Annotated in this window: 26 protein-coding genes and 1 tRNA gene; 17 read left to right on the forward strand and 10 right to left on the reverse strand. The window is 58.2% G+C overall.

All coding sequences use genetic code 11. The features are described from left to right. Nucleotides 1-101: 101 nt before the first annotated feature. The 3 genes from AC0V6X_RS10790 to AC0V6X_RS10800 are packed head-to-tail and all read left to right on the forward strand — an operon-like array spanning nt 102 to nt 2,804. Nucleotides 102-863: a competence/damage-inducible protein A gene (locus AC0V6X_RS10790; RefSeq protein ID WP_486184548.1), complete on the forward strand. Its 762-nt coding sequence runs from the start codon at nt 102-104 to the stop codon at nt 861-863. 58 nt (nt 864-921) lie between these two features. Continuing rightward, nucleotides 922-1,899, forward strand: a complete 978-nt coding sequence (locus tag AC0V6X_RS10795; protein ID WP_486184549.1) for a polysaccharide deacetylase family protein — start codon at nt 922-924, stop codon at nt 1,897-1,899. Further along, nucleotides 1,896-2,804: a GNAT family N-acetyltransferase gene (locus AC0V6X_RS10800; RefSeq protein ID WP_486184550.1), complete on the forward strand. Its 909-nt coding sequence runs from the start codon at nt 1,896-1,898 to the stop codon at nt 2,802-2,804. Before AC0V6X_RS10795 ends, AC0V6X_RS10800 begins: the two co-directional genes overlap by 4 nt. On the opposite strand, the gene AC0V6X_RS10805 is transcribed toward AC0V6X_RS10800, so the two are convergent. The 7 genes from AC0V6X_RS10805 to secE form a co-directional block, all read right to left on the reverse strand. Then, entirely contained in the window at nt 2,801-4,798 is a 1,998-nt protein-coding gene (locus AC0V6X_RS10805) for an acyltransferase family protein (protein ID WP_486184551.1), read from the reverse strand. The genes AC0V6X_RS10800 and AC0V6X_RS10805 overlap by 4 nt on opposite strands. A 103-nt stretch (nt 4,799-4,901) precedes the next feature. After that, the gene (rplA, locus tag AC0V6X_RS10810; RefSeq protein ID WP_486184552.1) at nt 4,902-5,594 is read right to left on the reverse strand and encodes a 50S ribosomal protein L1; all 693 of its coding nucleotides are present in this window, start codon (nt 5,592-5,594) and stop codon (nt 4,902-4,904) included. 4 nt (nt 5,595-5,598) lie between these two features. Next, entirely contained in the window at nt 5,599-6,027 is a 429-nt protein-coding gene (gene rplK / locus AC0V6X_RS10815; RefSeq protein WP_486184553.1) for a 50S ribosomal protein L11, read from the reverse strand. Between the two features lie 596 nt (nt 6,028-6,623). After that, nucleotides 6,624-7,184: a hypothetical protein gene (locus tag AC0V6X_RS10820; RefSeq protein WP_486184554.1), complete on the reverse strand. Its 561-nt coding sequence runs from the start codon at nt 7,182-7,184 to the stop codon at nt 6,624-6,626. A gap of 23 nt (nt 7,185-7,207) precedes the next feature. Further along, nucleotides 7,208-7,564, reverse strand: coding sequence for a hypothetical protein (locus tag AC0V6X_RS10825; RefSeq protein ID WP_486184555.1), 357 nt, complete (start codon nt 7,562-7,564; stop codon nt 7,208-7,210). A 12-nt stretch (nt 7,565-7,576) separates the two neighbouring features. Then, nucleotides 7,577-8,113, reverse strand: a complete 537-nt coding sequence (gene nusG, locus AC0V6X_RS10830) for a transcription termination/antitermination protein NusG (RefSeq protein ID WP_486184556.1) — start codon at nt 8,111-8,113, stop codon at nt 7,577-7,579. Between the two features lie 38 nt (nt 8,114-8,151). After that, nucleotides 8,152-8,376 (reverse strand): preprotein translocase subunit SecE, encoded by a 225-nt coding sequence (secE, locus tag AC0V6X_RS10835; protein WP_486184557.1) that lies wholly within the window; start codon nt 8,374-8,376, stop codon nt 8,152-8,154. Between the two features lie 295 nt (nt 8,377-8,671). On the opposite strand from secE, the gene AC0V6X_RS10840 reads away from it, so the two are divergent. The 7 genes from AC0V6X_RS10840 (at nt 8,672) to AC0V6X_RS10870 (ending at nt 16,810) form a co-directional block, all read left to right on the forward strand. Continuing rightward, nucleotides 8,672-10,210, forward strand: coding sequence for an alanine/glycine:cation symporter family protein (locus tag AC0V6X_RS10840; protein WP_486184558.1), 1,539 nt, complete (start codon nt 8,672-8,674; stop codon nt 10,208-10,210). A gap of 739 nt (nt 10,211-10,949) precedes the next feature. Beyond that, nucleotides 10,950-12,170: a tyrosine-type recombinase/integrase gene (locus AC0V6X_RS10845; RefSeq protein WP_486184559.1), complete on the forward strand. Its 1,221-nt coding sequence runs from the start codon at nt 10,950-10,952 to the stop codon at nt 12,168-12,170. After that, the gene (locus AC0V6X_RS10850; RefSeq protein WP_486184560.1) at nt 12,167-13,180 is read left to right on the forward strand and encodes a hypothetical protein; all 1,014 of its coding nucleotides are present in this window, start codon (nt 12,167-12,169) and stop codon (nt 13,178-13,180) included. Before AC0V6X_RS10845 ends, AC0V6X_RS10850 begins: the two co-directional genes overlap by 4 nt. 160 nt (nt 13,181-13,340) lie before the next feature. Continuing rightward, nucleotides 13,341-13,586 carry a helix-turn-helix transcriptional regulator gene (locus AC0V6X_RS10855; RefSeq protein ID WP_486184561.1) on the forward strand — a complete coding sequence of 82 codons (246 nt, stop codon included), beginning with the start codon at nt 13,341-13,343 and terminating at the stop codon, nt 13,584-13,586. Next, entirely contained in the window at nt 13,583-13,918 is a 336-nt protein-coding gene (locus tag AC0V6X_RS10860; RefSeq protein WP_486184562.1) for a hypothetical protein, read from the forward strand. The genes AC0V6X_RS10855 and AC0V6X_RS10860 overlap by 4 nt, the downstream gene beginning before the upstream one ends. Further along, nucleotides 13,911-15,476, forward strand: coding sequence for a DUF3987 domain-containing protein (locus AC0V6X_RS10865; protein ID WP_486184563.1), 1,566 nt, complete (start codon nt 13,911-13,913; stop codon nt 15,474-15,476). The genes AC0V6X_RS10860 and AC0V6X_RS10865 overlap by 8 nt, the downstream gene beginning before the upstream one ends. Before the next feature lie 1,067 nt (nt 15,477-16,543). After that, complete coding sequence (locus AC0V6X_RS10870) at nt 16,544-16,810, forward strand: HGGxSTG domain-containing protein (protein WP_486185570.1); 267 nt, start codon at nt 16,544-16,546, stop codon at nt 16,808-16,810. Between the two features lie 141 nt (nt 16,811-16,951). Here AC0V6X_RS10870 and AC0V6X_RS10875 read toward each other — a convergent pair whose 3' ends face one another. Then, a complete protein-coding gene (locus tag AC0V6X_RS10875) occupies nt 16,952-17,392 on the reverse strand; it encodes a MerR family transcriptional regulator (protein WP_486184564.1) in 441 nt (146 codons plus the stop codon). 85 nt (nt 17,393-17,477) lie between these two features. Here AC0V6X_RS10875 and AC0V6X_RS10880 point away from each other — a divergent pair, with 85 nt between their 5' ends. The 6 genes from AC0V6X_RS10880 (at nt 17,478) to AC0V6X_RS10905 (ending at nt 24,881) form a co-directional block, all read left to right on the forward strand. Next, complete coding sequence (locus AC0V6X_RS10880) at nt 17,478-18,128, forward strand: cation efflux transmembrane domain-containing protein (RefSeq protein ID WP_486184565.1); 651 nt, start codon at nt 17,478-17,480, stop codon at nt 18,126-18,128. Nucleotides 18,129-18,182: 54 nt separating this feature from the next. Continuing rightward, the gene (locus AC0V6X_RS10885; RefSeq protein ID WP_486184566.1) at nt 18,183-18,569 is read left to right on the forward strand and encodes a DUF3703 domain-containing protein; all 387 of its coding nucleotides are present in this window, start codon (nt 18,183-18,185) and stop codon (nt 18,567-18,569) included. A 229-nt stretch (nt 18,570-18,798) separates the two neighbouring features. Beyond that, entirely contained in the window at nt 18,799-19,995 is a 1,197-nt protein-coding gene (locus AC0V6X_RS10890) for a TolC family protein (RefSeq protein ID WP_486184567.1), read from the forward strand. After that, complete coding sequence (locus AC0V6X_RS10895) at nt 19,995-20,219, forward strand: hypothetical protein (protein WP_486184568.1); 225 nt, start codon at nt 19,995-19,997, stop codon at nt 20,217-20,219. The genes AC0V6X_RS10890 and AC0V6X_RS10895 overlap by 1 nt, the downstream gene beginning before the upstream one ends. Before the next feature lie 21 nt (nt 20,220-20,240). Beyond that, nucleotides 20,241-21,767, forward strand: a complete 1,527-nt coding sequence (locus AC0V6X_RS10900; protein ID WP_486184569.1) for an efflux RND transporter periplasmic adaptor subunit — start codon at nt 20,241-20,243, stop codon at nt 21,765-21,767. Nucleotides 21,768-21,782: 15 nt separating this feature from the next. Continuing rightward, nucleotides 21,783-24,881 carry an efflux RND transporter permease subunit gene (locus AC0V6X_RS10905; protein WP_486184570.1) on the forward strand — a complete coding sequence of 1,033 codons (3,099 nt, stop codon included), beginning with the start codon at nt 21,783-21,785 and terminating at the stop codon, nt 24,879-24,881. 323 nt (nt 24,882-25,204) lie between these two features. Here the strand turns inward: AC0V6X_RS10905 and AC0V6X_RS10910 are convergent. Then, a tRNA-Trp gene (locus tag AC0V6X_RS10910) sits at nt 25,205-25,280 on the reverse strand. Between the two features lie 169 nt (nt 25,281-25,449). On the opposite strand from AC0V6X_RS10910, the gene aat reads away from it, so the two are divergent. Continuing rightward, nucleotides 25,450-26,154, forward strand: coding sequence for a leucyl/phenylalanyl-tRNA--protein transferase (aat, locus tag AC0V6X_RS10915; RefSeq protein ID WP_486185571.1), 705 nt, complete (start codon nt 25,450-25,452; stop codon nt 26,152-26,154). On the opposite strand, the gene AC0V6X_RS10920 is transcribed toward aat, so the two are convergent. Next, nucleotides 26,103-26,600, reverse strand: a complete 498-nt coding sequence (locus tag AC0V6X_RS10920) for a DUF2155 domain-containing protein (RefSeq protein ID WP_486184571.1) — start codon at nt 26,598-26,600, stop codon at nt 26,103-26,105. The two genes, aat and AC0V6X_RS10920, sit on opposite strands and share 52 nt — an antisense overlap. Nucleotides 26,601-26,608 lie beyond the last annotated feature (8 nt).

The raw sequence follows: 26,608 nt of genomic DNA on the forward strand, positions 1-26,608 counted from the left end.
TGCGGGCGCCCGGTCGGGCTTGCGGTTGCTTTGCAACCGTTTTTGGCTTCGCTGGCATATCTAGCTTGAGTGCAAGTCCGCTCTCGCCTAACTCCAAGCCCATGACCTCTCCCGACAAAATCTGGACCGCTGGGCTCGTCATTATCGGTGATGAGATCCTTTCCGGTCGCACCCATGACAAGAACATCGCGCAGGTTGCGAGCTGGCTGCAAGTGCAGGGTATCAGGCTCGCTGAAGTGCGCGTGGTCTCCGATGACGAGGATCGAATTGTCGAGGCCGTGAACGCTCTGCGCGAGGCAAACGACTACCTCTTCACCACCGGCGGCATTGGCCCGACGCATGACGACATCACCGTCGACGCAGTAGCGAAAGCGTTGGGTGTGGAGGTGGTCATCCACCCCGAAGCGCGCGCTTTGCTGGAACGCTATTACGCCGACAAAGGCGGACTCAATGAAGGCCGTTTGCGCATGGCACGTGTGCCGGACGGGGCAGAGCTGATTCCCAACCGCATGTCCGGCGCTCCCGGCATCCAGCGCGGCAATGTCATCCTGATGGCAGGCGTTCCGCATATCACCGCCGGAATGCTCGATGCGCTGACTGGCAAGCTTGAGGGCGGCGCGCCGCTCATTTCCGAAACCATCGGCTGCTGGGTCGCCGAAAGCGAGGTCGCAAACCTGCTGCGCGAGGCTGAGGCTGCGCATGAGAACTGCCAGATCGGCTCCTACCCCTTCTTCCGCGACGGCAAAGTGGGCGCGAATTTCGTGATCCGCTCGACCAGTGAGGAAGATCTGAAAAGCTGCGTCGACACGCTCTGCGACGGGCTTGCCACCAATGGGTATGATTTCACGCCCGGCGGGATTTAGGGCCCGAAGCAAGCTCCAAACCGCACCTTAACCCTTCGCTGCTATGCCAGCGGGCGCGATGACGAACGTCTATATCACCATTGATACCGAGTATTCCTCGGGGCTGGTTAGCGACCTGTCCGATGTCGACCGGCGCGACAATTTCGCGCGTTCTGTTGCGTGTGAGACGCCCGATGGTCCGGCAGGGATCACGCACAAGCTGAAAGTGTTCGAGCGGCATGGGATCAAGGCCGTATTCTTCGTGGATCCGATGCCAGCACTGGTGTGGGGTGTGGCGGCGATTGAGGACATTGTTACCCCAATTCTGGAGGCAGAGCAGGACATCCAGCTTCACTGTCACACCGAATGGTTGAAGCTAGCAGGCGATGCGAACCTACTGGCGAGCAAGCGCACGGGCAACAACCTGTTCGACTTCCCGCTCGAGGAACAGCAGCAGATCCTCGACTATGCGCGCGACACTCTGATCGCGGCAGGCGCGCCGAAACCGGTCGCGTTCCGGGCTGGAAATTACGGCGCAGACGACAACACTCTGCGCGCGCTGGCCAAGCTCGGCATCCGCTATGACAGCAGTTACACGCCCGCTTTGCCGGACGCGAACCGGATCAGCCTGTCGCCAGAGAACCGCTGCCCCGCTTTGTACGAAGGCGTGGTCGAAGTACCCGTGGGCTGCATCGGCACGCTCTCGGGCGACCTGCGCCATGCCCAGATCACCGCGCTTTCGCTGGACGAAATGCTCGCTGCAATCAGGCATGCGGAGGAGACGGGCTGCCCCAGTTTTACGCTGGTCACGCATTCCTTCGAACTCATCAACCGCACCAAGCTGGCCGTGAACCCGATCGTCCGGCGGCGCTTCGAAGGCCTGGCCCGAGCGCTTGAGGCGATGGAGGGCGTGGAGACCGCCAATTACCGCGACAACCCGCCGCTCTTTATGGGCGCACCCGCCACCTCGCCAGCGGTCCTGCCTGCCAGCCCCTGGCGCACCGGCTATCGCTATGCCGAGCAGCTCGTTTCGAACACGCTTTACGGGGCTTTATGAACACGCGCAGCTCCATCGACTTCACCATCGGTTCACGCCGTCTGCTGGCTGTGGGGCGGGAGCTTGCACCGTGGACCTTCACGTTGGAGGATGTGCTGGCAAGTGAGAGCGCAGACCTCTCCTCACCTCAGCCTGGCCGTGATGGCCTGCGCGTTCTCTCTGCTCCGCAATCCGCCATCCCTGCGATCACCGCGCACTTCCCGAGCCACCTGATCGGCGGAAGACAGGATTATCGGCGGCATTACATCGACATGAGCGGTTCGTATGAGGATTACCTTGGTCAGTTCTCCTCCAAGACGCGATCAACCCTGCGCCGTAAGGCCCGCAAGCTGGCCAAGGAACTAGGCGAATACACCATCACTGAGCACCGCGCGCCCGCAGAGATCGAAGCGTTCCTGGCCGCTGCTCTGCCGCTGTCGGCCAAGACTTATCAGGCGCGGCTTCTGGACGCAGGCCTTCCTGATACGCCAGAGGCCAAGCAAGCCATGCTGGAGGCGGCGGAGGACGACCGAATGCGCTGCTTCTTGCTGTCTGTCACGGGCGCGCCCATCGCTTATCTCTCGCTGCCAATCGTGGGTGAGACGCTGGTCTACGCCCATCTTGGCTACGATCCCGATCACGCGCGCCTCTCACCCGGCACAGTCCTGCAACTCGAAGCGCTCGAGCGTCTCTTTGCGGAAGCGCGCTTCCGCTATTTCGATTTCACCGAAGGCGAAGGCGCCCACAAGGCGATGTTCGGAACGCATCATGCCGATTGCGCAAGCTTCGTCCTGCTCGACTCAACGCTGGCCAACCGCGCCCTGTTGGCCACGCGCAGCACATTTGATGGAGCAATCAGCACGGCCAAGGCTCTCGCTGAACGGACCGGCGCTCTGTCCAAGGTGCGCAGCGCGCTTCGCAGTTAGGGCACGACCTCACCGGCAACAGCACCGCCCGTATCCAAAGCACCCATCATCAGTGGCACGTAACGCTGCGCAGCATAGACTGAGAGGTGGTTGTCGTCGCGGTAGAGGAGTTTGCCATCGAGCGAGGCGGGGCAGGCCTCATCGCATATGAGCGCAGGCACATCGACCACTTGACCCCCTTGCCCCTCGGCCACTTCGCGTAAGAGCTGATCCGCGCCTGACTGCCGTTCGCGCACTGCCTCCAACGGCAGCCCGACCACATCAGATGGCTGGATGTAGGCAGCAGAGAGGAACTGCGCCGGAATGTCGCGGCCCATCTCTGGCACGGTCGAGACCAGCAGCACCCGGCGGCCGGCTTCATTCAGCATATCAATAGCATCGGCCAGTGAGGCTTTGACCGCCGCATAGCGCTCAGCGCCCTCGATCACGCCTCCATCAGCGCGTTTGAGGACGAGCGGCAGGCCCGTCTCCCCCTCGACCCGCTCGCCCGTGACCCACATCGGCCAGCGCCCGGCCATAACGATTGTCTCAAGCTGAGGGTTGGCGAGGATATGTTCCAGTGCCGCTGTATTGGCCTCAGCACAGGTGCGCTCGCCAAAGAATTGCACTCGGTCGAGCCCCGGTAGTGGCGCGCAGCCGCGGTCAACGCTGGCTTGGACGGAGACGCCCTCGGAAAGCGCCCATTGCTCGACCCCGGTGAGCATCGCGCCGGCATGGGAGTCGCCCCAGACGAACACACTGGGTGCCTGTGTCTCAGCGCCGAAGATGCAGTAGGTGCCCTCTTCTTGCAGCTCATCCCAGCAGCGGTTCTCAACATCGGCACGCGTGGTGGCGAGCTGATATTCCTGCTCAAGAGCCGGAGAGCGCTGCCAGAAACCGTTCGAGACGATGACAAAGGCCGCGAGGGCAGAAAGCACCACGGCCCCGCCAGCCGCTCCGCCAAAGACCTGGGTCCGCGAGACGTTCGCTTGGGGGCCGCGCTTGCGGAAAGGTTGCTCGACAAAGCGCCAACTGAGCCATGCGAGCGCGATGGACAGCGCAATCGCTCCTACTGCCAGCCCGGCATCGAGATGCAGCGATCCGGCATAGCCGCGCGCCACGACCAGCACCGGCCAATGGAAGAGGTAGAGCGAGTAAGAAATCAGCCCCAGCCACACCATAGGCTTGAGGCTGAGCAACCGTCCCACCAGCGTGGAGTTGCCGCTGCCTGCAAGGATCAACGCGGCGCTTCCCAGCACTGGCGGCGCTGCGGCGAGGCCGGGGAAGGGCGTGTTCTTGCTGTAGAAGAAAACAGCCAGCGCAATCGCGATCAGGCCAGCGGCGGCGAGCAGCTCTGCCGCGAGTTTGTGCAGCTTCAAGCGGGCAGGTAGCAGAGCTAGCAGCGCGCCAATCCCAAGCTCCCATGCGCGGGTCACGGGGGAGTAGAAGTTGATGATCGGATACTCATTCGTCGCCCACACGGCGATGGCAAATGAGCCCACAACGCCCAGCGCAATCAGCGGCACCATCCACTTGCGCCCCCAGCGATAGAGCGCCCACATCAGGATCGGGAAGACGAGATAGAACTGCTCCTCCACCGCCAGCGACCAAGTGTGGAGCAGCGGCTCAAACTCTGCATTGGCGCTGAAATAGTCGCCGGTCGTCTCGATAAACCAGAGGTTGGAGACGAAGAACGTCGCCGCGATGGATGAGGAGGCAAGGCTCTCATATTGTGGCGGCGGGAAGACGAACCAACCGACCGCAAAGCACAGCGCAAACATTGCAAAGAGCGCAGGCAGAATGCGGCGCGCACGGCGTTCGTAGAAATCGACGAGGCTGTAGCGGTCCTTCTCCAGATCACCGATCAGGATCGAGCAGATGAGATAGCCCGAAATGACAAAGAATATGTCGACCCCAACGAACCCTCCGCCAAAGCCTGTAATGCCCGCATGGCCCAGCACCACCGTGCCCACCGCAATGGCCCGCAAGCCGTCAATGTCAGGACGGTAGATCATGGGCTGGTGCGAACTGTCCTTGGGAAATGGAAGCTAGAAACAAAGAAGGGCACCCCTTTGCTAAAGGGCGCCCTTCATTGCAACTGGTTTGAAGATGAGGTGCTTACGCGCCCTCTACCTCGGAGAAGTCGATTTTCAGGCCCGGACCCATCGTCGAAGTCAGAGTGACCTTCTTGACGTATTTGCCCTTGGCACCCGATGGCTTGGCCTTGACCACTGCCTGAGTGAGCGCCTCGAAGTTAGACTTCAGGTCTGCGTCCTTGAACGACAGCTTGCCGATGCCGGAGTGGATGATGCCCATCTTCTCAACGCGGAATTCGACCTGGCCGCCCTTGGCGTCCTTAACGGCCTGCTCCACGTTTGGAGTGACGGTGCCGAGCTTCGGGTTCGGCATCAAGCCCTTGGGACCAAGCACTTTACCCAAACGGCCCACGACACCCATCATGTCCGGCGTGGCGATCACGCGGTCATAGTCGAGGTTGCCGTTCTGCATGTCTTCCATCAGGTCTTCAGCGCCAACTTTGTCAGCGCCAGCAGCGGTAGCCTTGTCGGCATTTTCACCGCGCGCGAACACAGCGACTTTCACGTCTTTACCCGTGCCAGCCGGCAGCGAGATCATGCCGCGAACCATCTGGTCAGCGTGACGCGGATCAACGCCGAGGTTCATCGACAGTTCGACGGTCTCGTCAAACTTCGCCTTGTGGTCGCGCAGCGTCTTGATCGCTTCGTCGACGGTGTAGAGCTTTTCGGAATCGAGCTCTGCGACCAGCTTTTGCTTTTTCGTCAGTTTCGCCATGTCCTTAGCCCTCCACCTCGAGGCCCATCGCGCGCGCGGAGCCTTCAATGATCTTCATAGCCGCGTCGATGTCGTTTGCGTTGAGATCCTTCATCTTCGTCTCAGCGATCTCTTTGACCTGCGCCGAAGTGATCTTGCCGACCTTGTTCTTGTTCGGCTCACCCGAGCCCGATTTGATCTTGGCTGCTTTCTTGAGCAGGTAGGATGCTGGCGGGGTCTTGGTGGTGAAGGTGAAGGAACGGTCCGCATAGACGGTGATCGTCGTCGGGATCGGGGCGTTCTTTTCAAGGTCCTGCGTCGCGGCGTTGAACGCCTTGCAGAATTCCATGATGTTCACACCGCGCTGACCCAGAGCAGGTCCGATCGGGGGTGAGGGGTTTGCAGTACCAGCCGGCACTTGCAGCTTGATATAGCCTTCGATTTTCTTGGCCATCACTGGCCTCCTTTCGCACTGTCAAGCGCCTGCTGGGAACCAGCGGAAAGCGCTCTCATGTTAAGCGGTCCAACGGCCGGGTTTTGAGGCCCAACCTCCCGCACGGATTTCTCCGGTTAAATGGAGAAGCGGCGCACATAGCGCTTTTGCGGCGTTTGGCAAGGGGATTCGGTGGTCAGAGCTGCGTTCTGATCACCACTCCTGAGCCCCTCCAAGCCCCGCAGTTTGACACACTTGACACACAGTCCAGAGCCAAAACCCGCAAGCTTTCCACCGAAGCGGGCCGCAAAGCGTGATCCTAGGACGCCCAAAGTGTCACCTTTTGTGCGCGAAGTGTCACCTTTGGCGTGAAAAGTGTCACTTTAGTAGATCGAAAGTGTGACCTTAGCGCGGGCAAAGTGTCACCCATGTCGGCAAAGAGTGTCACGTTCTTTTCGAGAGGTTCTAGAGCCGGGCTGGAGGGGTTTGTGATGGGCATGGCCCTGCGAATTTAGCCCAGAGGTGACGGTGTAGGAAAACCGCCCGTGGTGGGCTGCCACAAAGCCTTAACTGCGGAAAAGCTCGGGTCGGAGATGGATGTAACAGTCCAAGCCGAGCTAGCCCGCTTGATTATTGTCCGGTATCGTCAAATCAAATTCTGGAGGAGACTGCTCTGCTGTTGTCGTCAACCGCTTGCCCGTTTTGAGCATTTCCAGAGCCTTAGGACCCAGCCAAAACTCTTCTACTTTGGTAAAACTCTCCTGCTTCAAAGCCCTGTGGAACCACTTCATTAGCTGTTGAGCGACCGCTGTGTCATGAAGAGTGACCATACAGCCTGGTAGCAAAGTGCCCGTCTTCCAAAGGCCTGCCATTACAAGATCTACCGTCTCCTCATTGTCGGCGTTGAAGATGTTCCAACGCTTTTCGCCGTTCTTGAGAGTCGCAACATTTGTGTGAAGTTTCGTGTCCCGAAAAGACACGACATAACCCTGCGAAATGCTGCCCGTCTCGTGGGTCGCAATCCCTGGACTTGGGATCTCTGATGACATCAAATAGATCGCGCGGTCGGCATGTGGAAGCGTTCCCCCTTCAACAAATTTAAGTGGAGCGTTCGCTTCAAAGCGGTGCAGAACCGGCGTGATGTCGCGAGGAGTCGCAAAAAATAGTATCTGTTTCATGGTCTGCTGATTTGGCCCTCGCTCTACACCTCACGCGCCTTCCTCGCGGCCCGAGAGCTGGCGACAAACGCCACCATAGCCACAAGGCATCCACCCATCATCGCGCCGATGCGTATGCCTGCAAGGGTATCGCCTCGGCTGAAGGCTCCGTTCAGCGGCATGAAGAGCGCGATCAGGACAACCAGCGTCAGCACCACCGCGATATGGGCGATGACCTTGTTCTCCTTCGATACACCATGCTGGCAGGCGAGCAGCGCCAAGCCGAACCCTGCCGGGATCAGCGCGGTCAGTGAAGGCGTGTCGGAGGCAAGATAGGCCCAGCCGGACATGGCGATCAGGACGATCGCGTTGAGCAGATTCGCGATGGGCGCTTTGGGCATTGTGGCCCCAGCCTACTTAACCAACTCAACCTGTTCGAAGTCGAGCTCAACCGGCGTCGCACGGCCGAAGATCGAGACGCTGACCTTGACCTTGGCTTTGTCGAAGTCGAGTTCCTCGACCACGCCGTTGAAGCTTGCAAACGGTCCGTCGAGCACTTTGACCTGATCGCCGATTTCGTAATCGACGCTGACCTGCGTTTTGGGAGCGGCCTTCGCCTCTTCCACGCCGCCAAAGTAACGCGCTGCTTCTTTTTCAGAGATCGGCTGCGGCTTGTTGTTGTTGCCAAGGAAGCCGGTGACTTTGGGCGTGTTCTTGACGAGGTGATAGATGTCGTCGTTCATCCGCAGCTTCGCAAGGACGTAGCCGGGCATGAACTTACGCTCGACCTGGACCTTCTTGCCGCGCTTGACCTCTGTCACGGTCTCAGTGGGGACTTCGATTTCCTCGACGCCTTCGGTCAGGCCGAGGCGCTCCGCTTCCGCGATGATCGCTTCTTTGACCTTGTTCTCAAAGCCAGAGTAGGCGTGAATGATATACCAGCGAGACATGATCAGTCCTTGGGAAAAAGAGTGGGACGCGAAAGGCCTTAGGCCAGCGTCAGAAGGAAATTGACGACCGCGTTGAACAGGCTGTCGATACCGAAGAAGAACAGCGACAGGATCACCATGAAGATGAAGACGAACAGGCCGGTGCGCAGAGTTTCCTCGCGCGTTGGCCAGACAACCTTGCTGGTCTCTGCGCGCACCTGATTCACGAATTCGGGAATCGAGGTCTTCTTCTTTTTCTCTACGGCTTTTTGCTGGTCAGCCATGATCGCTCGTGCTTTCGCGTTTGAGTTCGAATTTCCGGTTTCAGGTAGGGCCTCTCGCCGCCCGGAACAAGGTTTCGGGATGGCTCTGAGCAGCTACCAATGTCGGAATGCTGGTGCAGATAAGTGGATTCGCCCCGATTGGCAAGCTGAATAGGCAAGCTCAATTGGATGCGCTGAATTGGGGGCTAGCTATTGTTGCACTGCGCCATTAGCGTGGCGCGCTTCAAGCGAGGTTGTGACCGGCGGGGGCTGGTACACACTTTCGGGGAAACTTTCTTCAAGGGGATAGCCAAACATGGCTGGAAGTGCACCGGGCGAAAAAAGCCTGATCGATCACGTCACCAACATCTCGGACTTTATCTGGGGAGGGATGTGGAACGGCGAAGTGCTGCCCTGGCTCTCCATCGCGGGCAATCCTTTGCCGCCGATGGTGATTATCCTGCTGGGCGCAGGCTTGTACATCATGTTCGGCCTGAAATTTTACCCGCTGCGCCAGTTGGGCAGTGCCTTTGCCGGGCTGTTCAAAGGACGCAAGGGGAGCGGTGATGGAGAGATCTCTCCCTTCGCCGCGCTCTCGACCGCGTTGTCCGGCCAAGTCGGCACCGGCAACCTCGCAGGCGTCGCCACGGCGATTGCGTTGGGTGGCCCCGGCGCGATTTTCTGGATGTGGATCACCGCGCTGATCGGCATGGCGCTGGCCTTTGCCGAAGGCTCACTGGCGATCCGTTATCGGGAGAAGACCTCTGACGGTGTCTATCGCGGCGGCCCGATGAGCTACATCATGATGGGTCTGGGGCCAAAATGGACCTGGCTCGCGATTCTGTTTTGCATCGGCACGCTGTTTTCAGCGATGGTCACGGGCAACTCGATCCAGGCGAACGCGGTCGCAGATGGCCTCAATGAGCTGTTCGGCATCGAGGAATGGCTGGGCGGCTTGATCGTCGCGGGCGCGGTTTTCGTCGTCATCATCGGCGGGATCAAGTCGATCGGCGGCGTGGCTGAGAAGGTCATTCCCTTCATGGCTGCGGCCTATATCGTGATGGCAGTTATCGCTCTGATCCTGAATATTCAGGACATCCCGGCAACCTTCGGCCTGATCCTGCGCGGTGCCTTCGGCTTTGACGCAGCGGCAGGTGGTTTCACCGGCGCGATGATTGCTTTAGCGATCCGCGCAGGTGTTGCACGCGGGCTGTTCTCGAACGAGAGCGGCCAGGGTTCGACCCCAATCGCGCATGCGGTCGCTCAGACCAATGATCCAGAGCAGCAAGGCCGGATGGCGATGCTGGGCTGTTTCATCGACACAATTGTGATCTGCACCATGACGGCGCTGGTGATCCTGACCGTGCAAGGCAACTTCACCAGCGAAGGTGTCGCGGTGGCGCATGCTTATGAGAGTGATCTGGAAGGCTTCGCAATGACCAGCGGCGCCTTTGCAGCGGCTTTCCCGTTTGAGATTGCCGCCATTCCGCTGGGCACGCTGATCGCATCGACCGCACTGATCCTGTTCGTCTTCACCACTCTGCTCACATGGAGCTACTACGGTGAGCGGGCGATCACCTTCATCTACGACCGTATTCCGGGCTCAACGCGCGGGGGTGAGAAGGTCCTGCACATGATCTGGCGCGTGTTGTGGTGCGTGGTGATCTATGTCGGCTCGACACAGGACCTGACGCTGGTCTGGCGTCTGGGAGACATCTCCAACGCGGCGATGGCCCTGCCCAACCTGCTGGCGCTGATCCTGCTGTCAGGCGTGGTCTTCAAGCTGGCACAAGGCATGCGCGATGCAGGCCCCACGCATACAGCGGACACGCCGGAAGAGCCGAACGAATATTGAGCTAGAGGAAAGATGCAGCGCCGCGCGTGTCTGGTGACATGCGCGGCGCTGCGTCTTCAGTTCGGGTTACTTGCCGAAAAGACGCACAAGCCAGCTCGGCTGGGCCATGGGGCGGATTCGCCCGTATTTCAGCCGTCGCAGATCGGCATCTGTATGCGGACGCGGACTTGACCAACGATCAGGCTTGCTTCTGGGCTCAAAGGGAAGGGTCGACATTGCGGGTCTCCATGTAAGCGAGATGCCATCGGCTTTCTGGCCAATAGGGCTCTCGCACGCTTCAAAACTGTTATCCGCTGCGCCTTCACCCGAAGATCGGGGTGGGCAACGAGGCAAACCCGTTTGTCTTTATGATCCGAGAATAAGCCCCCTGCATGCCGAACGCATTGTTCAGAAGCGCCAACTTTCAATCGCGTGGCTCGCGCGCTGCCGATCCGGCAATCTGGGAGAAAAAATGGCAGGGGTGACAGGATTCGAACCCGTGGCCCTCGGTTTTGGAGACCGATGCTCTTAGCGCTCCAAAAACCTCAAGAGCCATCAGATGCTATCTTGGCCCGCCTCTGTTCCACAAATGTTTCGCTTTTCGTCGTCATTAGCCTTCAAAGGCTTTCGGATTCGTAATAATCCGGTGCTTATCCATGGCTGCCGGCAACATTACCAAGCGGGTGGTTGATGCCCTTCCCTCAGCCTCAAAGGGAAAGCGCAGCTATTTGTGGGACACGGACCTTAAGGGGTTGGTGTGATGGTCACAGACAAAGGCGCGAAGTCTTATCTGGTCCAGTATCGCTTAGGCGGGAGGGGCCATCCTACGCGGCGTTTCACAATTGGGCGACATGGTTCCTCTTGGACGCCGGACACTGCGCGCGACCGCGCAAGAGAAGTTCTAGAGCAAGTCCACCGGAAGATTGATCCTGTTGACGCTGAGAAGGCGCGGCTGGTTGGATTGCGCCAAGCCTCAGAGGCAGAGGCCCGACGCAAAGCTGAGAATGAGGAACTAGCGTTCTCGGCGGTGGCGAAGGAATATGCTTCGTGGTGCGACAAGAACCTAAAGCGAGCTGCGGAGCAAAAGGCGATTGTCGAGCGCGACCTAGAGCCTGCTTGCGGTGATACACCACTCAATCAACTTGACTCTGCTGACATCAAGGCAGCGCTTGGCAAAGTGGCTGAGCGCAGCGCATCGGCTTCGCTAAAGGCGTATGTTGCCCTTAGTGGCTTGTATGCCTTCGCGAGCGAGCGTCACGGCAAGCTGCTTCCACATGCCTCCTCACCGCTCTTGCAGGTCAAGCGACCGGCTGGGGCGGGAAAGAGAGACCGCTTCCTAGATCGGCGCGGACAACAACTCATGTGGGAGGCCGCTGGGACGATGGGCTGGCCTTTCGGGCCTATCTACCGCCTGCTGATGCTGACGGGCCTGAGGCTGCGCGAGGTTGCATGGGCGCAATGGAGTGAGGTCGATCTGGCGGAGAATAGCTGGCTTGTTCCAGCCGAGCGGACCAAGAATGGCGAGCCACATTGGGTGCATCTATCCGCGCTCGCGGTTGGGATTTTGAAGGAGCTGCCCCGCATCAAAAACCCTGACGGGCCGGATCTGATGTTCACCACAACTGGAACAAGCCCTGTTTCTGGTTTTAGTCGCGCCAAGTCGCGGTTGGTCAAGCTGATGAATGACATAGAGGCGCAGGACGCGCGAGAAGAAAGCCGCGAGCCGGTCGAGCTTCCGCGCTTCGTAATTCACGACACACGGCGGACAATGGCGCGCGAGTGCCAGCGGATGCAGGTTTCCCCTGAGATTGTCGAGCGGCTGCTGGGTCACGTGACACATACCAAGTCCGGATTGAAGGGCACGTATCAGGTTTACGAGTATGAGCCTGAGCGGATTGAGGCTGTGAACCGCTGGGCAGAGCGCCTTGCTACCAATGTCTCGCGCGACAATAGCGTGATTGCCTTGCGAGGTGCAGCGTGAACGACCAGCTTAATCAATTGCTGCAGACAACTGCGCAGATGGACTATGACAATTACTGGTCCTTGCATGGGATCGGTCAGCCGTATGTCTTTCAGGACGTGCTAGATGACCCGCCTCCGGTCCGCAGTGAGCTAATTACGATCCCTCACGCATTGGGCATCATTGGGCGGGCGATCCTCGGTGACCAGTGGAATGATTTTGAGCGCACAGTGCTCGACTACCCTCCCCACGTTGTTTTGCCACGAGAGACCTATGAAAAGATTTTGTTCAAGCATGAGCGTGGAAAACCAAAGCGGCCAATGCCCATTAGCCATTCAAGCCTCGGCTCCCGCTCCACCAAGAAAGGAGTGAGGATTGGCAAGTCGTATGACGAACGCTTGTCCGAATGGGAAAAGGGAGCAAGTGCAAGGCGAAAAGCGGCGGATGAAGAGTATCTAGCGATCCAAGACAAACTAGAGGAATGGAAGCGCGGCACGGTCGAGCACAAAGTGGGCGTGGATGCTCTCTCTCACGCGTTCAAGCGATTGGTTCAGGCCATAAATGACAAGAAGGTTTTCCCAGAGTGTCAGTCACTTTCGGAGGGCAAAACCGGATTGATGAATCCCGACGTGTTCTCGATCCCTTTTCGCGCTTTGGACTTGATCCGCCTAAGCGCTATCAAGAACAAAGAGGGTTTCCTAACGCACTACGCATTCGTGCCGGAGCAACAGGTGAGAGAGGCATTCTGCGCCCCTGAGCCGGCACCCAGTGTTGATTGCGATTCAGCGCCACTCTCCCCTTACCTTAGACTTGCTGCCCATGTTGCGAACCAAGAGGGCATTTCGGAGGACAAAAAAGGAACTGTTGGGGCCTTGCAAGCTATGCTCTTGCAGGAAGCCCCTCGCTTTGGCCTAACTGTTGGCGGGGATGGCGACCTATCCGAAACATTCGCACTAAACCTTGCAAAAGCAATTCGTTGGCCAAACGCACGCAAAGGCAACGCGGCGGGTGGCAGCCAAAATCCCAAGTAATAATAGAGACTTGCGCCTGGCTGCCACCCACTCTTTGATTTTCGGACATAAAGTGGTTCGCACCATTAAACGGTTAGATCGTCGCCGCATCTTACAATAACTGGTTTGTCGCCCCCGCAACGGATGGTCCGTCATCGGGAAACCGCAAGGAGCGCGACAAATGACGCACCAGCCTCAATCATTGGCAAAGTATCTCCGCACCTCTGAGGCCGCGACCTACTTGGGTCTCGGCAAGTCCACACTTGAACGCAAGCGAGTGGATGGCACCGGCCCGCAGTTCCGCAAGCTCGGAGGAAAGGTCATCGTTTACGCCGTTGACGATCTCGACGCTTGGGCAGGCGAGCAAGTCTTTGCTTCCACCAGCGAAGCGGAGGCCGCACACTTCCAAAAGAGGAACTCGGCATGAGCGATCTAGCTACCTTCCGTTCGCCGACCGCTTTAAACAAACCAGACGAAATCCGCACATTCCTTGGTGAGATCGCTCAAGATGAATTTGAGCTTCGTGCTAAGATGCGGAGCTATCGGAACGCAGCGACAGCGATGATCTCCAAGACGGAGAGCGATACGGCGCGCAAGCTCGCTTGGGAAGCAATCGAGTGGCTTACGCCAAATCTCTATTCAGCCGCACCCCTCGAATGGATTGATCGGCTCAATCTCCTAGCCTCGCGTCTCCTTAAGACTGCCATGACGGCGGAGGATCTGGACCGGATCTTGAAGGAAGGTTCGTGCCATGAATGAAGCCGAACGAATTGAAGACTTGGCACGCGAAGGTGATGCGATGGCCCGCCGCGCGAGCATGCAAGAGACTTATGGGCAAATGGGGAAGAAGGTTGTGTCAATTGCGCCCGATATGTCGCTGGCTAGCAATGGACGAAGGCCCGCCGTGCCTATGCCTAGCGATCTCTTTGGTCTCGCCTGGCCGATGATCGAACAGGTTGCTGATGATACCAGCACCGCCCCTGATTACGCGGCCATTGCATACCTTTCGGCTGCCGCCAGCCTCATTGGAGGCAAGCGCTTGGCTTCGCCTTATGGTTCGAGTTGGCGGGTGCCTGCGATCCTTTGGATGGCCGCCCTCGGCGATCCGTCCAGCCGCAAGTCTGCGCCATTGGGTCAAATAACCAAGCCGCTGTGGGATTTGCAGCGTCAGGCAAATGAGGGCCATGCAGAGGCCTGCCAACAGTGGGAAACGCAAGCGGAGCGCGCGAAGGCTGAGCGCGCAAAGTGGAAGGATGAGGTGAAGGCGCAAGCTGGGGGGCAGGAAGAAACTGCGGCCCTTCCAGCGCTGGCGATTGAGCCTCCCGAACCGCCTAAGCGCAGGTTCGTGATTTCGGACTGCACGCCTGAGGCAGCCGCCTTTGTGATGAAGGATAATCCCCAAGGAACACTTGCCTTCAACGATGAACTTGCGGGATGGCTTGAAAGCTTCGACCGCTACAACTCGGGTGGGCGTCCGTTCTGGCTGGAGGCGTTTGAGGGACGGCCCTATTCTGTCACCCGCAAAGGGGATGGGTCTTTCGATCTGTCCTATCTTGGAATTAGTGTTCTAGGCTCCATCCAGCCTGACCGGCTAGTTGAGCTGCTTACCGGCGCAAATGATGGTCTGGTGCCAAGGATAATTTGGGCATGGCCTGAAAAGCGTATCTCGTCCCGCCCTAAAGGCGAAATTGATTTCACTGCGCTGGGACGCGCCTATGAGCGCTTGGAGCTGATGCCTTGGGGGCAGAATGAAGACGGCAAGCAAGCCCCTATCACGCTCCAGTTTGATACCGAGGCAGCCGATGTTTTCGAGGGGTGGGAGCGGGATAACTCATCTGGCGAGAGCGAAGGCGGAAGCCTCTATGAGACCTTCAAAGGCAAAATGAGCGGCGCAGTCGTGCGGCTGGCACTTGTGGCCGAGCTTACCGCTTGGGCGTTCGGTGATGGCGAGGAACCCAGAGAGATTGGCCTTCGATCCGTTGCCAGTGCGATCCGGTGGGTTGAGGACTACGCTAAACCGATGGCAGAGCGTGTGTTCGGTGATGCCGCTGTTTCGCAGCGCGACCGGAACGCCTCTCAGTTGGCCCGGTATATCCTTCGCGAACGCATGGAGACCGTGAACCTGCGAGACCTCCGCCGGTCCCCTCACAAGTCGAACCTGCGGCAATTGCAAGCCCCCAAAGCCCTCGATGATGCCGCTGAGGACTTGCAGGACGCTGGGTGGCTTTTCCCTGACTTCAACCGTGAAGGCGGAACCAAGGGCAGGTCAAGCAAGGACTACAGGGTCAACCGGATGGTGCTTGGAGCTGGCAAATGACGGGCTGGCGCGAAAAGGTAAATCGGGCGCTAGAGGTCGAGGACGTTAGGGACAATAGGTACAATAGCCCCCAAAACAGGCCTAACGTCCCTATTGTCCCTATTGTCCCCGCTCCTCGCTCGCTTCTTTTGAGCTGGCGCAAATCGCTTTTGCCTCTTGATCCGCACAATCCGCACAGTGGCGCTGATCCATGGCGGTGGCGCAATCTCGTGGAAGGCTCGCACTGGTGGTTCAATTACTTTGGGGAAAAGGCCGCCCTTGACGGCTGGTCTAGCTCTGACGTGTTCGGCGTCCATGTTTGCCACCCCGGCGAAGGGGGCCTGATTGACCGCCTCGGGTCCAGCCGAAACCTGCTGATGGAGGGCGGAAGAGCATATTGGCGCTCGTTCGGGGTCCAGATGCAATTCAATCGCGGGGTCTATCCGAACCTGCCCGCATTCTGGGAGGTGTGGGAATGAGACTTCGAAACATATCGACAAAGGGGCGTGCACTCTCTGATGTGGACCTGCGCAACCTGCATGCGGGCGCTGGACCAAAGCGCAGTCGGCGGGACCGTAAGAAGCCTGACCCACCAGAGCATTTGGCGACTGGCAAAGCGGAGGCGCGAGAATTTGTTGAAAGTCTGCCCTTGCATCCGGGCGCTGTTCTCGAACCGCGCGGAGATAGTTGGCAGGTTCAGGCTCCGCACAACGATGATGACCTTTGGATACTCCAGCTAGCGCAGGCGTTCGGAACACGCTCAATGTCGCTAATCAAGGTGTTCCTCGACCAGCTAGCCAACCTTTGTCCTGAGGACTGGGACGCTGATCGTAGGTCTTGGCGCACAAATGAGACAGATTGGAACGCGGTCTTAGCTCTGGTTGCCGATTGGAAGCCTGAGAATAGCGCTCAAGCGTCGTTGGCGGCTCAGATGGCAGCAACACACTTGATGACCATGAAACTGGCCTCACAGGCGCTCAAAGGAAAGTCTCGATCAACTAAGCAATCTATCCACGTTACCAAGGAGACGCATCAGCATGTCCACTACCATGATGAACGGAGGGGAAGGCAAAACTGGAACCAATCCCATGGACGGGAAGGAGAAGCCCAAGCTTCTGACGAATGCGAAGCTGTGTGGAGCGAGGACGAGGGCGGGGACGCCTTGCCGAGCACCCGCGGAAAAGAGCTCTGATCGCTGCCGGTTCCACGGCGCGAGGGCGGGAGCACCAAAGGGTGAAGGCAATGGAGCGTTTAAGGAAGGGCATCACACCCAAGAGGCTCGCGTTTTACGCGCGCAGGCACGTCATCTTTTGCAGGAACTGCGCGATGTTTCCCAACTTGAAATCAATCTATGACAATGGCTTCCAATGCTACTCAATCAGTGAACTGACCGCCTAGTCACCGCGTTCCCAGCCATAGGGTAACATCCATCTTGTCACCCAGCCTTAGCCACAAACTAGCAACAGAAGTTAGGCGGCCAAAACTGTGTCAGGGGGTTAAAACCCAGCCACCTTTTCGTGCCGATCAGTTTCGCACTGGCTATGGTCACCGAGCGCCTCGATAACTTTGCAATTCCCGACAGAGCCGCCGCGACAAGCGGCGGTTATACGCTCAAGCTCAGTCTCTAAAGCACGCAGCTGGTCAATTCTCTCACGAACTTTGGTGAGCTGCTCCTCGGCGATCTGATTTGCTGTCCCGCAATCGATTTCCGGTCGCGATTGCAGTTCCAACAGTTCGCGGATTGCATCCAACGAGAATCCTAGATGACGTGAGTGTCGAACGAAGGTAATACGTTTCACATCTGCTTCTGTGTAGATGCGCTGGCCGCTTGCACTCCTGTCAGGCTCCTCCAAAAGCCCCGACCTTTCATAGTAGCGGATCGTCGTCACCTTCACGCCAGATCGCTTGGATAGCTCCCCAATGGGTATGTTTTTCATGAGCTTACCACTTTCCTCTTGAACCTACAGCCACTGTAGCTTGCATAAGGATGTCTGTCATCTCAACTCGGAATTGGGACACACGATGTCAGGCTGCTGCGAAGAGAAAGTGTTTGATGGGGTTTCCCCGGCCTACAAGCGGGCGCTGATCGCTGTCATCGCGATCAACGCAACGATGTTTGTCGCCGAGATGTGGGCTGGGGTGGCTGCTGGTTCGCAGGCACTGAAAGCCGATGCGCTGGATTTTGCGGGCGATGCTGCGACCTATGCCTTGAGCTTGGCAGTCATCGGCGCAGCTGTCCGAACTCGCGCTTTGGCTTCTCTTATCAAGAGTGGTTCTTTGGCTCTGATTGCTGTTGCGGTGCTTGGTATGACTGCGCTCCGCTTTGCAGAGGGTGTCCCGCCCGAAGCTCAGACAATGAGCTTAGTGGCCATCCTCGCGCTAGCTGCCAATTTGACGAGTGTCGCCATCCTACTGAAGTGGCGCGAGGGTGACAGCAATGTCCGCTCGGTTTGGCTGTGCTCCCGCAATGATGCCATCGGAAATGTGGCGGTCATTTTCGCAGGCCTCCTGGTCGCTTTGACAGCGAGCGCGTTGCCAGATTTGATCGTCGCTGTGTTGCTTGCAGGCCTGTTCTTGCGGTCTGCAGTTTCCATTGCTGGTCAGGCAATTTCAGAGTTGCGGTCTGATCACGCGGACGCATCCCACAAACACGGAGAGCGCTGTGACACCTGAGGATGCGAATCTTGGCCTAGGGCTTGCTAGAGTAGTCTCGAAAGCGTGCCAGTCATGACTGAATCTAGCCACTCTCGCATCACGCTGTTCCTCGAACGCGAGTATCAGAATGCTGAACTCGCTGAGGAAGCGGGCAGCGTTGCCGACGCGTGGCATCATCTAGAACGCGCTCATATTGTTGCTCAAAGGTCTTTGGCACCTCATCTTTACTCTCACTGGCGGATGTTGAAACTTGCTCTGAGAACCGGCGATATGGGGGAAGCGTGGGGGCAGGTTCTACGCCTTACCCTTGCACCGCTTGGCAATGTCACTGGACGGCTTCCAATCGGCAATACGGGGCGGTCAGACGTGAGCGCATTTGTCCATATGAATATCCCGCCTGACTTGCGGGACTTACTGGAAGCCAGTTCCGATCCACTGCCTCAAGAGGATGACGTGTGACGCATCGAATGAGTACAATCACAAAGACTGGTTCGCTGCCGTTGCTTTCTGTGTCGTCAGCTTCATTCGCGTCAGACGCAGCTGCGGCCTTCGCCGCTTCATCGCCTGCAACGCTACAGATTCCACCTATCGATCTGGAGCAGGTAGTTGTCATCAAGGGGTCCTTGTCTGCTCTGAATGGTCCGTCGGACGCTTGCCCAACGCCTCGTGGCAGCTTGCGGAGATAACCATGCCCAAAGTGTGGTTGTGCCCTGCATACCTCCTCCTATCCATCGCGTTCTGCGCTTCACCTGCGGCAATTCGCGCGCAGACGGCTCTCACCGAGGAGGCTGCGATCCGGCGCGCCTTGCAGCAGGAAGGTATCGCCGAGCGCGATGAAGCCGACCAGAGAGCGGCAGCCGCTGATGCTGAAATTATTGGACCGCTTGAGAACCCTGATCTCGAAGTGGGCTATGAAGGTGGGAGTGAGAGCGAATGGCAATTGCGCTTGGTCCAGCCGATTGACCTTACCGGAGTGAGAGCGGCCCAACGTGATGCAGCACGAGCGGACGCTTTGGCAACCGGATCAGAAATTGAGCGCCGTCGCCAAAATCTCGTGGCGGACGTCCGATCTGCCTACGTTCGGTGTGCGGCAGGTGGTGCGGAACTCAGCGTCTGGGAGCGCTATGTCGAGCGCCTTGTGGAGGCTGAGCGCGTTTCGACAGAGCGGGCAAACCAAGGTCATACTGCCGGGTATGATGTGCGCCGAGTTCGCGTGCAGTTGAGTGCCGCGCGGGCGGGACTGCTGAGGGCAGCAGGTGAACGCGAAGCCGAGTGCGCGATGCTAGCAGTCTTGACGGGAGTCGAAGATCCGGCCGTGCCGCTTGAGGCGATCACCAAACTCGAGACTGCCTCGCAAATCGGGGAGCGGCCTGACCTCATAGCGCAACAACAGCGCGTCGATGCTGCAAACTATCGCATCAGCGCGGCTCGGCGAGCGCGCTTTCCTCAACTCGCATTGGGAGGGGGAGTAAGGCGCATCGATGATGGGATTTCGACGGATTACGGCCCTGTTGTCTCGGTCGGCATCTCTTTGCCGATCTGGGACGGTGGAAGCGCTGTTGTGCGGCGAGAAGAAGCAACCCGCACATCGCTGGAAGCAGACCTCGTAATAGCCACACGCGAGATCGAAGCCGAACAGATCGCAGCCCGCAGCCGCGCCACCTCAGCACGCGAAGCCGCCATTGCGGCGATGGAAACCCGAGAAGACGCGATGCGCCTGGGGGCGATTGGCGACCTCGCTTATCGGGCGGGAGAGATTGGTGTCGTGGAACTCCTCGACGCTTACGGAGCAGAGAGAGATGCTGACCTGCTTGTCATCTCGCTGGCACTCGATGCGGCGCTTGCCGCGATTGAATACGACCTAGCAATTGGAAGGAGCTACTGATGAAAAAGACGATCTTGCTGGCAACCATGCCCATGGCACTGGCCCTAACTGCATGCGGCGGAGAAGCTGCATCTGACGGTGACGAAGCATCAGCCGTCGACGCCGATGACAATGACGCGCCTGAGCCTGCGCACGATCATGATCACGATGGCCATGACCACGACCATGAACACGACGACGACCACGACCATGATCACGATGACCATGACGATCACTCGCATTGATCTAACCGGGAAGACACGACCATGACCCGAACGCGTCTGCTTGCGGCCATGGCTGCAACTATGATGAGCCTTTCGCTCGCAGCCTGCGACTTCATGCACTCCCATGACGAGGAAGCACACGAAGCACATGGCGGCGGGATAGTAGTCACCGACTACACAGAAGCTACCGAACTCTTCGTTGAGTATCGCCCCTTGGTAGTGGACAAGAATCGACGTTTCGACGCGCACCTGACCTGGCTCGATAGCTATGAGCCGGTGATGGAGGGTGCGCTGACTGCGGAACTCACTTGGCCCGACGGGTCTAAGGACAGCGCTGAGGCAGGCCCAAGCGACGTTGTGGGGATTTTCCGTCCGCTTCTAACAGCCTCAAAAAGTGGCCAAGCGACCTTGCGGCTGGTCCACTCATCGCCGCGTGGTGACTTTGTGCATGACTTGGGCGAGGTCACGGTTTGGGCAACAAGCGATGAAGGCGCAGCAGCTGTTCCTCATGAAGATGAGGTGATCGATGCGATCGTCTTCTCAAAAGAAGAACAATCCCGCGTGCAGTTCCGAACCGACGCAGCCCGCATGACTGAATTGGCAGATGCCATTCCGGTGACAATCGAAGTCAGAATGCAGCCGCAAGCTGTGGCGATCATTTCTGCCCCAGTTGATGGCATTGCACGCGCACGGCGGATTTACGGCACGGGCAGTTCAGTAAGAAAAGGACAAACGCTCGCTTCAATCTCTTCAACGCTCGGCGGCGGGGAGGACATCGCGACCCTCGATCTGTCAATTCAACAAGCAGTGATCGAACGCGATGCCGCTGTCCGCGAAGTCACACGAATGCAGGCGCTGGTCGATGCCGAGGCAGTCCCAGCGCGAAGACTCGATGAAGCCAACACAGCTCTCCGCTTGGCGGAAGCCCAAATTGCGTCGGCTCGCCAAAGGCGGTCCGCCGTCGCTGGCGGAGGGGCCGGTGTGCCGATCATCTCGCCGATCTCTGGTGAAGTGCTCGAAAGCTCACTCGTTCAGGGTATGGGTGTCACGGGCGGTCAGCAATTGATGCGGATTGGCAATCCTTCGGCCCTGTGGCTGGTGGCCCAAGTCCCTGAAGCGCTAGCAGGCAGGGCCATTAATCCCAGCGGGATTGACCTGCTCTTGCCCGGCCAAACAATCTCTCTTGGACGAGGCGATATTGCTCTGGTCCAACGCGGTGCGGCAATCGACCCGCAGACAAGGACCTTGCCTGTCATCTTCGCTTGGAACAGTAGAGAAGTAAGGCCCGGTCAAAGGCTTCAAGGCCAACTGCGAACCGGGGCAGCAAGTCCGCGTCTCACCATTCCCGCAAGCGCGATCCTCAACGAGAACGGGCAGGATGTGGTTTATGTCCAAGTCAGCGGAGAAACGTTTCAACGCCGCCCGATAAGCATCCTGTCCCGCAGTGATGATCTTGTTTCAATTGAAGGTCAACTTGCTGCCGGTGACCGCGTGGTCACTCGTGGTGCAGTAGCGGTTCGGGCCGCGGCAGCCGCGCCCGACAGCTTTAGCCACGGCCACGCGCACTAGGGAATTGTCACACAAATGCTTGAACGTCTTGTCCGATGGAGCCTCGAGAACCGTGTGGTTGTTTATGCCATCGCGATCCTGCTCACAGCTTTAGGAGCATGGACGGCGGCTCGCACACCAGTCGATGTGCTTCCGGACCTAACTGCGCCAACGGTCAACGTCGTTGTTGATGCTGGTAGCTACACACCGACTGAGGTCGAGCAACGTGTAACCATCCCGCTCGAAACGGCGCTAAACGGTGCGCCAGGCTTGCGTCGAATTCGGTCAAATAGCACTACCGGTCTTTCCATCGTAACGCTGGAATTCGACTGGTCCACCGACCCCTCCGAAGCGCGCCGCATTACCAATGAACGGATGCAGATCGCAGAAGACGAACTTCCGGATGACATTCCGCCACCGAACATGACACCGGCTAGCTCGGTCATGGGTGAGATTATGTTTGTCTCGCTTCGATCAGACACAGTCAGTCCTATGGAGCTAAAGTCGACTGCTGACTGGATTGTCCGACGACGCATAATGTCGCTGCCCGGCATTGCCGAAGTTTTGACCATCGGAGGCGACGAACGTCAGGTCCAACTTCTAGTCGATCCATCGCGTCTGGCAGCTTACGGCATCGGCATGAACGAAGTGGTCGCGGCAATGGAAGCCTCGAGCACTACACAAAGCGCTGGCGTGGTGGTTGAGAACGGCCAGGAGTTTCTGATCGAAGGCGTCGGCCGCGCAACCTCTGCCGACGATTTCGGCAATGTGGTTGTAGGCGAATCTGGCGGACTTCCAGTGCTCGCGCGGGATGTCGGAGATATAAAAATCGGAGAAGGACTTAAGCGGGGCACCGCAGCCTTCAATGGCAATCCAGCCGTCATCCTTGCCATTCAGAAGCAACCCGGCGCTAACACGCTTGAATTGACCGAGCGGCTGGACGAAACCTTTGCCGAACTCCAGCGAACTCTACCCGAAGGCATGGTGCTTGAAACGAACGCGTTTCGCCAAGGGGACTTCATCCAGCGCTCAATCGACAACGTGACTTGGGCTTTGATCGAAGGGCTTATCCTCGTTGCCATCATTGTCTTTATCTTCCTCATCAGTTGGCGCGCGACCGCTATCGCATTGGCGGCGATTCCTATCTCGGTGGTCAGCGCCGTTATAGTGATCAATTCAGGCGGCGGTACGATCAACACTATGACGCTAGGAGGACTTGCCATCGCGCTCGGGATGCTGGTCGATGATGCGATTATCGTCGTTGAGAATGTCGTGAGGCGATTGCGGCTTGAGCGAGAGAAACCTGTCGAAGAGAGACAAGACGACATCAAGGTGGTCGCTTCTGCAACCAGCGAGGTGCAGAGTGCGATCATCTTTGCAACCCTGATCATCCTGTTGGTTTTCATCCCGATTTTCGGGCTTACCGGAATCGAAGGGCGCCTCCTCCAACCGCTTGCGCTCGCTTATGCGCTATCGCTGCTTGCAAGCTTGGCCGTGGCAATGACCCTGACTCCGGCGCTTTCATTCGATCTTTTGAGCCGTAAGCCCGAAGATGTCGGGAATGAGCCAAACTGGGTCGCCCGTATGAAGGACCATTATTCCGACATACTCGACCATTGGCTGGATCGTTGGAAAACGCTCGCCTTGGCATCGCTAGTTATTGTCATCGCCGCTTCGGTTGGAATTGCTCTTGCAGGCAGGTCATTTCTCCCGGAGTTCAACGAAGGCTCACTAACAGTGAATGTCTCTGCACTTCCTGGAACAAGCCTTGAGGAAAGCAACAAGGTGGCCAGCGAAGTCGAGGCGCTGCTTCTAGCGCAACCAGAGGTTCTGACCACTGCCAGGCGCACAGGACAAACTCCTAGCGATCCCCACACTCTTGAAGTGTTCGTATCTGAGATCGAAGTGACCTTGAGTGAAGACGGGCGCAGCCGTGAAGAGTTGCTTGCAGCTTTGCGTGAAACGACAAGCACCGTGCCAGGCGTTCAAACCATTTTCGGACAACCCATCAGCCACCGTGTCGATCACATCCTCTCAGGCGCTAGGGCAAGCATTGCGATCAAGGTATTCGCTCCCGATACACAAACACTGCAAAGCATCTCCTCCCAAGTGGAAAGTGTGGTCAGTGAAGTTCCAGGGACTGTCGATGTGCAGAAAGATAAGCAGAGCACAGTTCCCTACCTTCGAGTTCGCCTCCGCCGCGCCGATCTGGCGAATTACGGATTGTCAGTCGAAGATGTAACCGGTGCGATCCAGTCGGCAATACTTGGAGCAAAGGTGGGCGATTTCATCGAGCGCCCCGTGATAACCGATGTTGTCGTGCGTTATGACCCCGCTCAGGTAGGGACCGCAGGCTCGTTGGAGAACATGGTGATCGCGGCGCCAGGTGGCAGGCTCTTGCCCCTCTCGGCGATAGCGGACGTGGTCCGGGATCAAGGTCCCAATGCGATCACACGCGAGAGCGTTGAACGGATGCAGTTGGTCATGGCCAACGTGGCGGGACGAGACCTTGGCTCAGTGGTTTCTGACGTGGAAAATGCACTTGAGACAGTCGACCTGCCCGAAGGGACGCATATCGAATTGGGAGGGCAATTCGAAAGCGCTGCAAGCGCGACGCGAACGCTGCTTGCGTTAGGGCTGGTTGTTCTTGTCGGCATGTTCTTGCTGCTGCGGCAGGCTTTCCGATCCTCAAACGACGCAGTGCTAGTGATGATCAATCTCCCACTGGCGCTGGTTGGCGGAGTTGTTGGTCTGTGGCTGACAGGAGGTGTGCTTTCGGTCGCAACTATTGTCGGCTTCATCACTCTTTTTGGGATCGCCACGCGTAATGGCGTTATGATGGTGACGCACATAAAGCACCTGCAAGAGGCCGAGGGTGTGACTGACCTAGCCGAGGCGGTGAAACGCGGCGCGGAGGAGAGGCTAGTGCCGATCCTGATGACAGCGATCTCAGCGGGGCTGGCGCTAGTGCCATTGGCAATTGCAATGGGTCAGCCGGGAAGCGAAATTCAGGCTCCGATGGCGATTGTGATCCTGTGCGGTCTGACCAGTTCGACTGTGCTCAACATGCTCGTCTTGCCTGCGATCTATCTCAAGGTGACGCGCGACGGGTGGGGCATGGGGCGGCTCGAGTAATCAATGAGAGTGGAGATTATAGGCAACAGGTCTAACCAACCGTGCGCATCACCCGCCAGTTTTCGACATTGGATACCCTCGTCAATTTCGCAAGAGGCGGGCAATCGGGTTCCGATGGTCACACGTCACTTATGGACCAAAGCACCGCTAACAACGGAGCGCTTACAGGCACATCAAGACATGATCTCTTGATATACGAGCTTCCGCGAGTCTGTTCGTTCGCGGCTCTGGGATGAAATCGAATCACGCGCTTATCTGGTGATTATCCGAAGCGAGCTGCGGACTACATGTCTCGCAGGCAACTCACCAAGTCATTGATTTAATGGCAGGGGTGACAGGATTCGAACCCGTGGCCCTCGGTTTTGGAGACCGATGCTCTACCAACTGAGCTACACCCCTGCATTGGGAGCCGCGCTTTATCCGCTGGCCTGCAGTTAGGCAACACTTGATTGGCCCTGTGCGTTTCTTTGGCGGCGTCGCCTTTGGTAGCGATATTGACCCGAACGCCGAGCAATCTGTCGCATCTTGCCTATCCACAGCGCTCCAGCCTGATACAGACCGTCACACCATGCATTCTCCCATGCGCGCCCCTATCCCGGTTGAGACTTTGCTGCTTGCCTATCGCAGCGGGATTTTCCCGATGGCGGACAAGCGCGAGGATCAGGATATCTTCTGGGTTGAGCCACGCGACCGGGCGCTGATCCCTTTGGACGGGCTGCATGTCTCCAAATCCTTGCGCAAAGTGCTGCGTGCTGATCGCTATGAAGTCACGCTCGACCAAGCGTTTGAGGATGTCATCCGCGCCTGCGCCGCCCCGCGGCCCGGCCATCCTGAAAGCTGGATCAGCGAGCGGATCGTCACATCCTATGTCGCGCTCCATCAGGCGGGCCATGCCCATTCCATCGAGTGCTGGCAGACCTCAGAGGAAGGGTCGCGCACCCTCGTTGGCGGGCTGTACGGCGTGTCATTCGATCAGGTGTTTTGCGGCGAGAGCATGTTCTCCCACGCCGACAATGCCAGCAAAGTCGCCTTGTGCTGGCTGGTCGCGCTGCTGCGCCGCGCGGGCTACAGGTTGCTAGACTGCCAGTTCATGACCGACCATTTGGCAACGATGGGCGCGATTGAGATGCCGCAGAAGGACTATCTCGATCTGGTCGATAGAGCGCGTGGCCCTGCGCGAGAGACGCTGGCGCAAGCCTTTCGGAACGTGCTCGCCGAAGGCTATTCGTCGCCCGGAAAGCTCATCGCGCAGTCTTTGACCCAGACATCGTAGATCGGGTGTTCAACGATGTTGAGGCTGGGGTTCTCCTTGAACAGCCAGCCTGAGAAGACACGGCGATGGTCGTCTTCGCCGCGATCGAGGATGTCGACCTGGACAAAGGCGCCGGTGTCCTGAGGGAATTCGTAAGGGGCGGTGCGCTCACACGCTTCCAGCCGGATGATAACGGGGCCCGATTCGACGCTGGTCCCTGGCGTTAGCTCGAAATCCTCGCTGACATTGTTGCGCTTATTGAGGAGACCGATGGTCGCTACCCGCTCTTCCATCGGCGTCGCGTCATAGGTGATTTCAAGCTCTTCGATCTCTTCCTCAGACGAAGGAGCCACCTCTTGCGCCTCAGCTTCGACCGGCTCGCCCTCAGGCTCTGCCTCGCCGTCTTCGCACGCCGTCAGCGCAAACGCGGCGAGAACAGGCACCGCAAAGAGGTAAGAGCGTCGCATCGCGCCGA

The organism is Erythrobacter sp. S267 (assembly GCF_057365045.1).

Excerpts from the sequence above, each read along its gene's own strand:
- AC0V6X_RS10790 (WP_486184548.1), top strand. The coding sequence starts at position 102 with ATGACCTCTCCCGACAAAATCTGGACCGCTGGGCTCGTCATTATCGGT.
- AC0V6X_RS10805 (WP_486184551.1), bottom strand. The coding sequence starts at position 4,798 with ATGATCTACCGTCCTGACATTGACGGCTTGCGGGCCATTGCGGTGGGC.
- AC0V6X_RS10895 (WP_486184568.1), top strand. The coding sequence starts at position 19,995 with ATGAAAAAGACGATCTTGCTGGCAACCATGCCCATGGCACTGGCCCTA.
- AC0V6X_RS10900 (WP_486184569.1), top strand. The coding sequence starts at position 20,241 with ATGACCCGAACGCGTCTGCTTGCGGCCATGGCTGCAACTATGATGAGC.
- AC0V6X_RS10885 (WP_486184566.1), top strand. The coding sequence starts at position 18,183 with ATGACTGAATCTAGCCACTCTCGCATCACGCTGTTCCTCGAACGCGAG.
- aat (WP_486185571.1), top strand. The coding sequence starts at position 25,450 with ATGCATTCTCCCATGCGCGCCCCTATCCCGGTTGAGACTTTGCTGCTT.
- AC0V6X_RS10920 (WP_486184571.1), bottom strand. The coding sequence starts at position 26,600 with ATGCGACGCTCTTACCTCTTTGCGGTGCCTGTTCTCGCCGCGTTTGCG.
- AC0V6X_RS10855 (WP_486184561.1), top strand. The coding sequence starts at position 13,341 with ATGACGCACCAGCCTCAATCATTGGCAAAGTATCTCCGCACCTCTGAG.
- AC0V6X_RS10825 (WP_486184555.1), bottom strand. The coding sequence starts at position 7,564 with ATGCCCAAAGCGCCCATCGCGAATCTGCTCAACGCGATCGTCCTGATC.
- AC0V6X_RS10875 (WP_486184564.1), bottom strand. The coding sequence starts at position 17,392 with ATGAAAAACATACCCATTGGGGAGCTATCCAAGCGATCTGGCGTGAAG.
- AC0V6X_RS10845 (WP_486184559.1), top strand. The coding sequence starts at position 10,950 with ATGGTCACAGACAAAGGCGCGAAGTCTTATCTGGTCCAGTATCGCTTA.
- AC0V6X_RS10865 (WP_486184563.1), top strand. The coding sequence starts at position 13,911 with ATGAATGAAGCCGAACGAATTGAAGACTTGGCACGCGAAGGTGATGCG.
- AC0V6X_RS10890 (WP_486184567.1), top strand. The coding sequence starts at position 18,799 with ATGCCCAAAGTGTGGTTGTGCCCTGCATACCTCCTCCTATCCATCGCG.
- rplA (WP_486184552.1), bottom strand. The coding sequence starts at position 5,594 with ATGGCGAAACTGACGAAAAAGCAAAAGCTGGTCGCAGAGCTCGATTCC.
- rplK (WP_486184553.1), bottom strand. The coding sequence starts at position 6,027 with ATGGCCAAGAAAATCGAAGGCTATATCAAGCTGCAAGTGCCGGCTGGT.
- AC0V6X_RS10800 (WP_486184550.1), top strand. The coding sequence starts at position 1,896 with ATGAACACGCGCAGCTCCATCGACTTCACCATCGGTTCACGCCGTCTG.
- AC0V6X_RS10870 (WP_486185570.1), top strand. The coding sequence starts at position 16,544 with ATGGACGGGAAGGAGAAGCCCAAGCTTCTGACGAATGCGAAGCTGTGT.
- secE (WP_486184557.1), bottom strand. The coding sequence starts at position 8,376 with ATGGCTGACCAGCAAAAAGCCGTAGAGAAAAAGAAGAAGACCTCGATT.
- AC0V6X_RS10860 (WP_486184562.1), top strand. The coding sequence starts at position 13,583 with ATGAGCGATCTAGCTACCTTCCGTTCGCCGACCGCTTTAAACAAACCA.
- AC0V6X_RS10905 (WP_486184570.1), top strand. The coding sequence starts at position 21,783 with ATGCTTGAACGTCTTGTCCGATGGAGCCTCGAGAACCGTGTGGTTGTT.
- AC0V6X_RS10880 (WP_486184565.1), top strand. The coding sequence starts at position 17,478 with ATGTCAGGCTGCTGCGAAGAGAAAGTGTTTGATGGGGTTTCCCCGGCC.
- nusG (WP_486184556.1), bottom strand. The coding sequence starts at position 8,113 with ATGTCTCGCTGGTATATCATTCACGCCTACTCTGGCTTTGAGAACAAG.
- AC0V6X_RS10840 (WP_486184558.1), top strand. The coding sequence starts at position 8,672 with ATGGCTGGAAGTGCACCGGGCGAAAAAAGCCTGATCGATCACGTCACC.
- AC0V6X_RS10820 (WP_486184554.1), bottom strand. The coding sequence starts at position 7,184 with ATGAAACAGATACTATTTTTTGCGACTCCTCGCGACATCACGCCGGTT.
- AC0V6X_RS10795 (WP_486184549.1), top strand. The coding sequence starts at position 922 with ATGACGAACGTCTATATCACCATTGATACCGAGTATTCCTCGGGGCTG.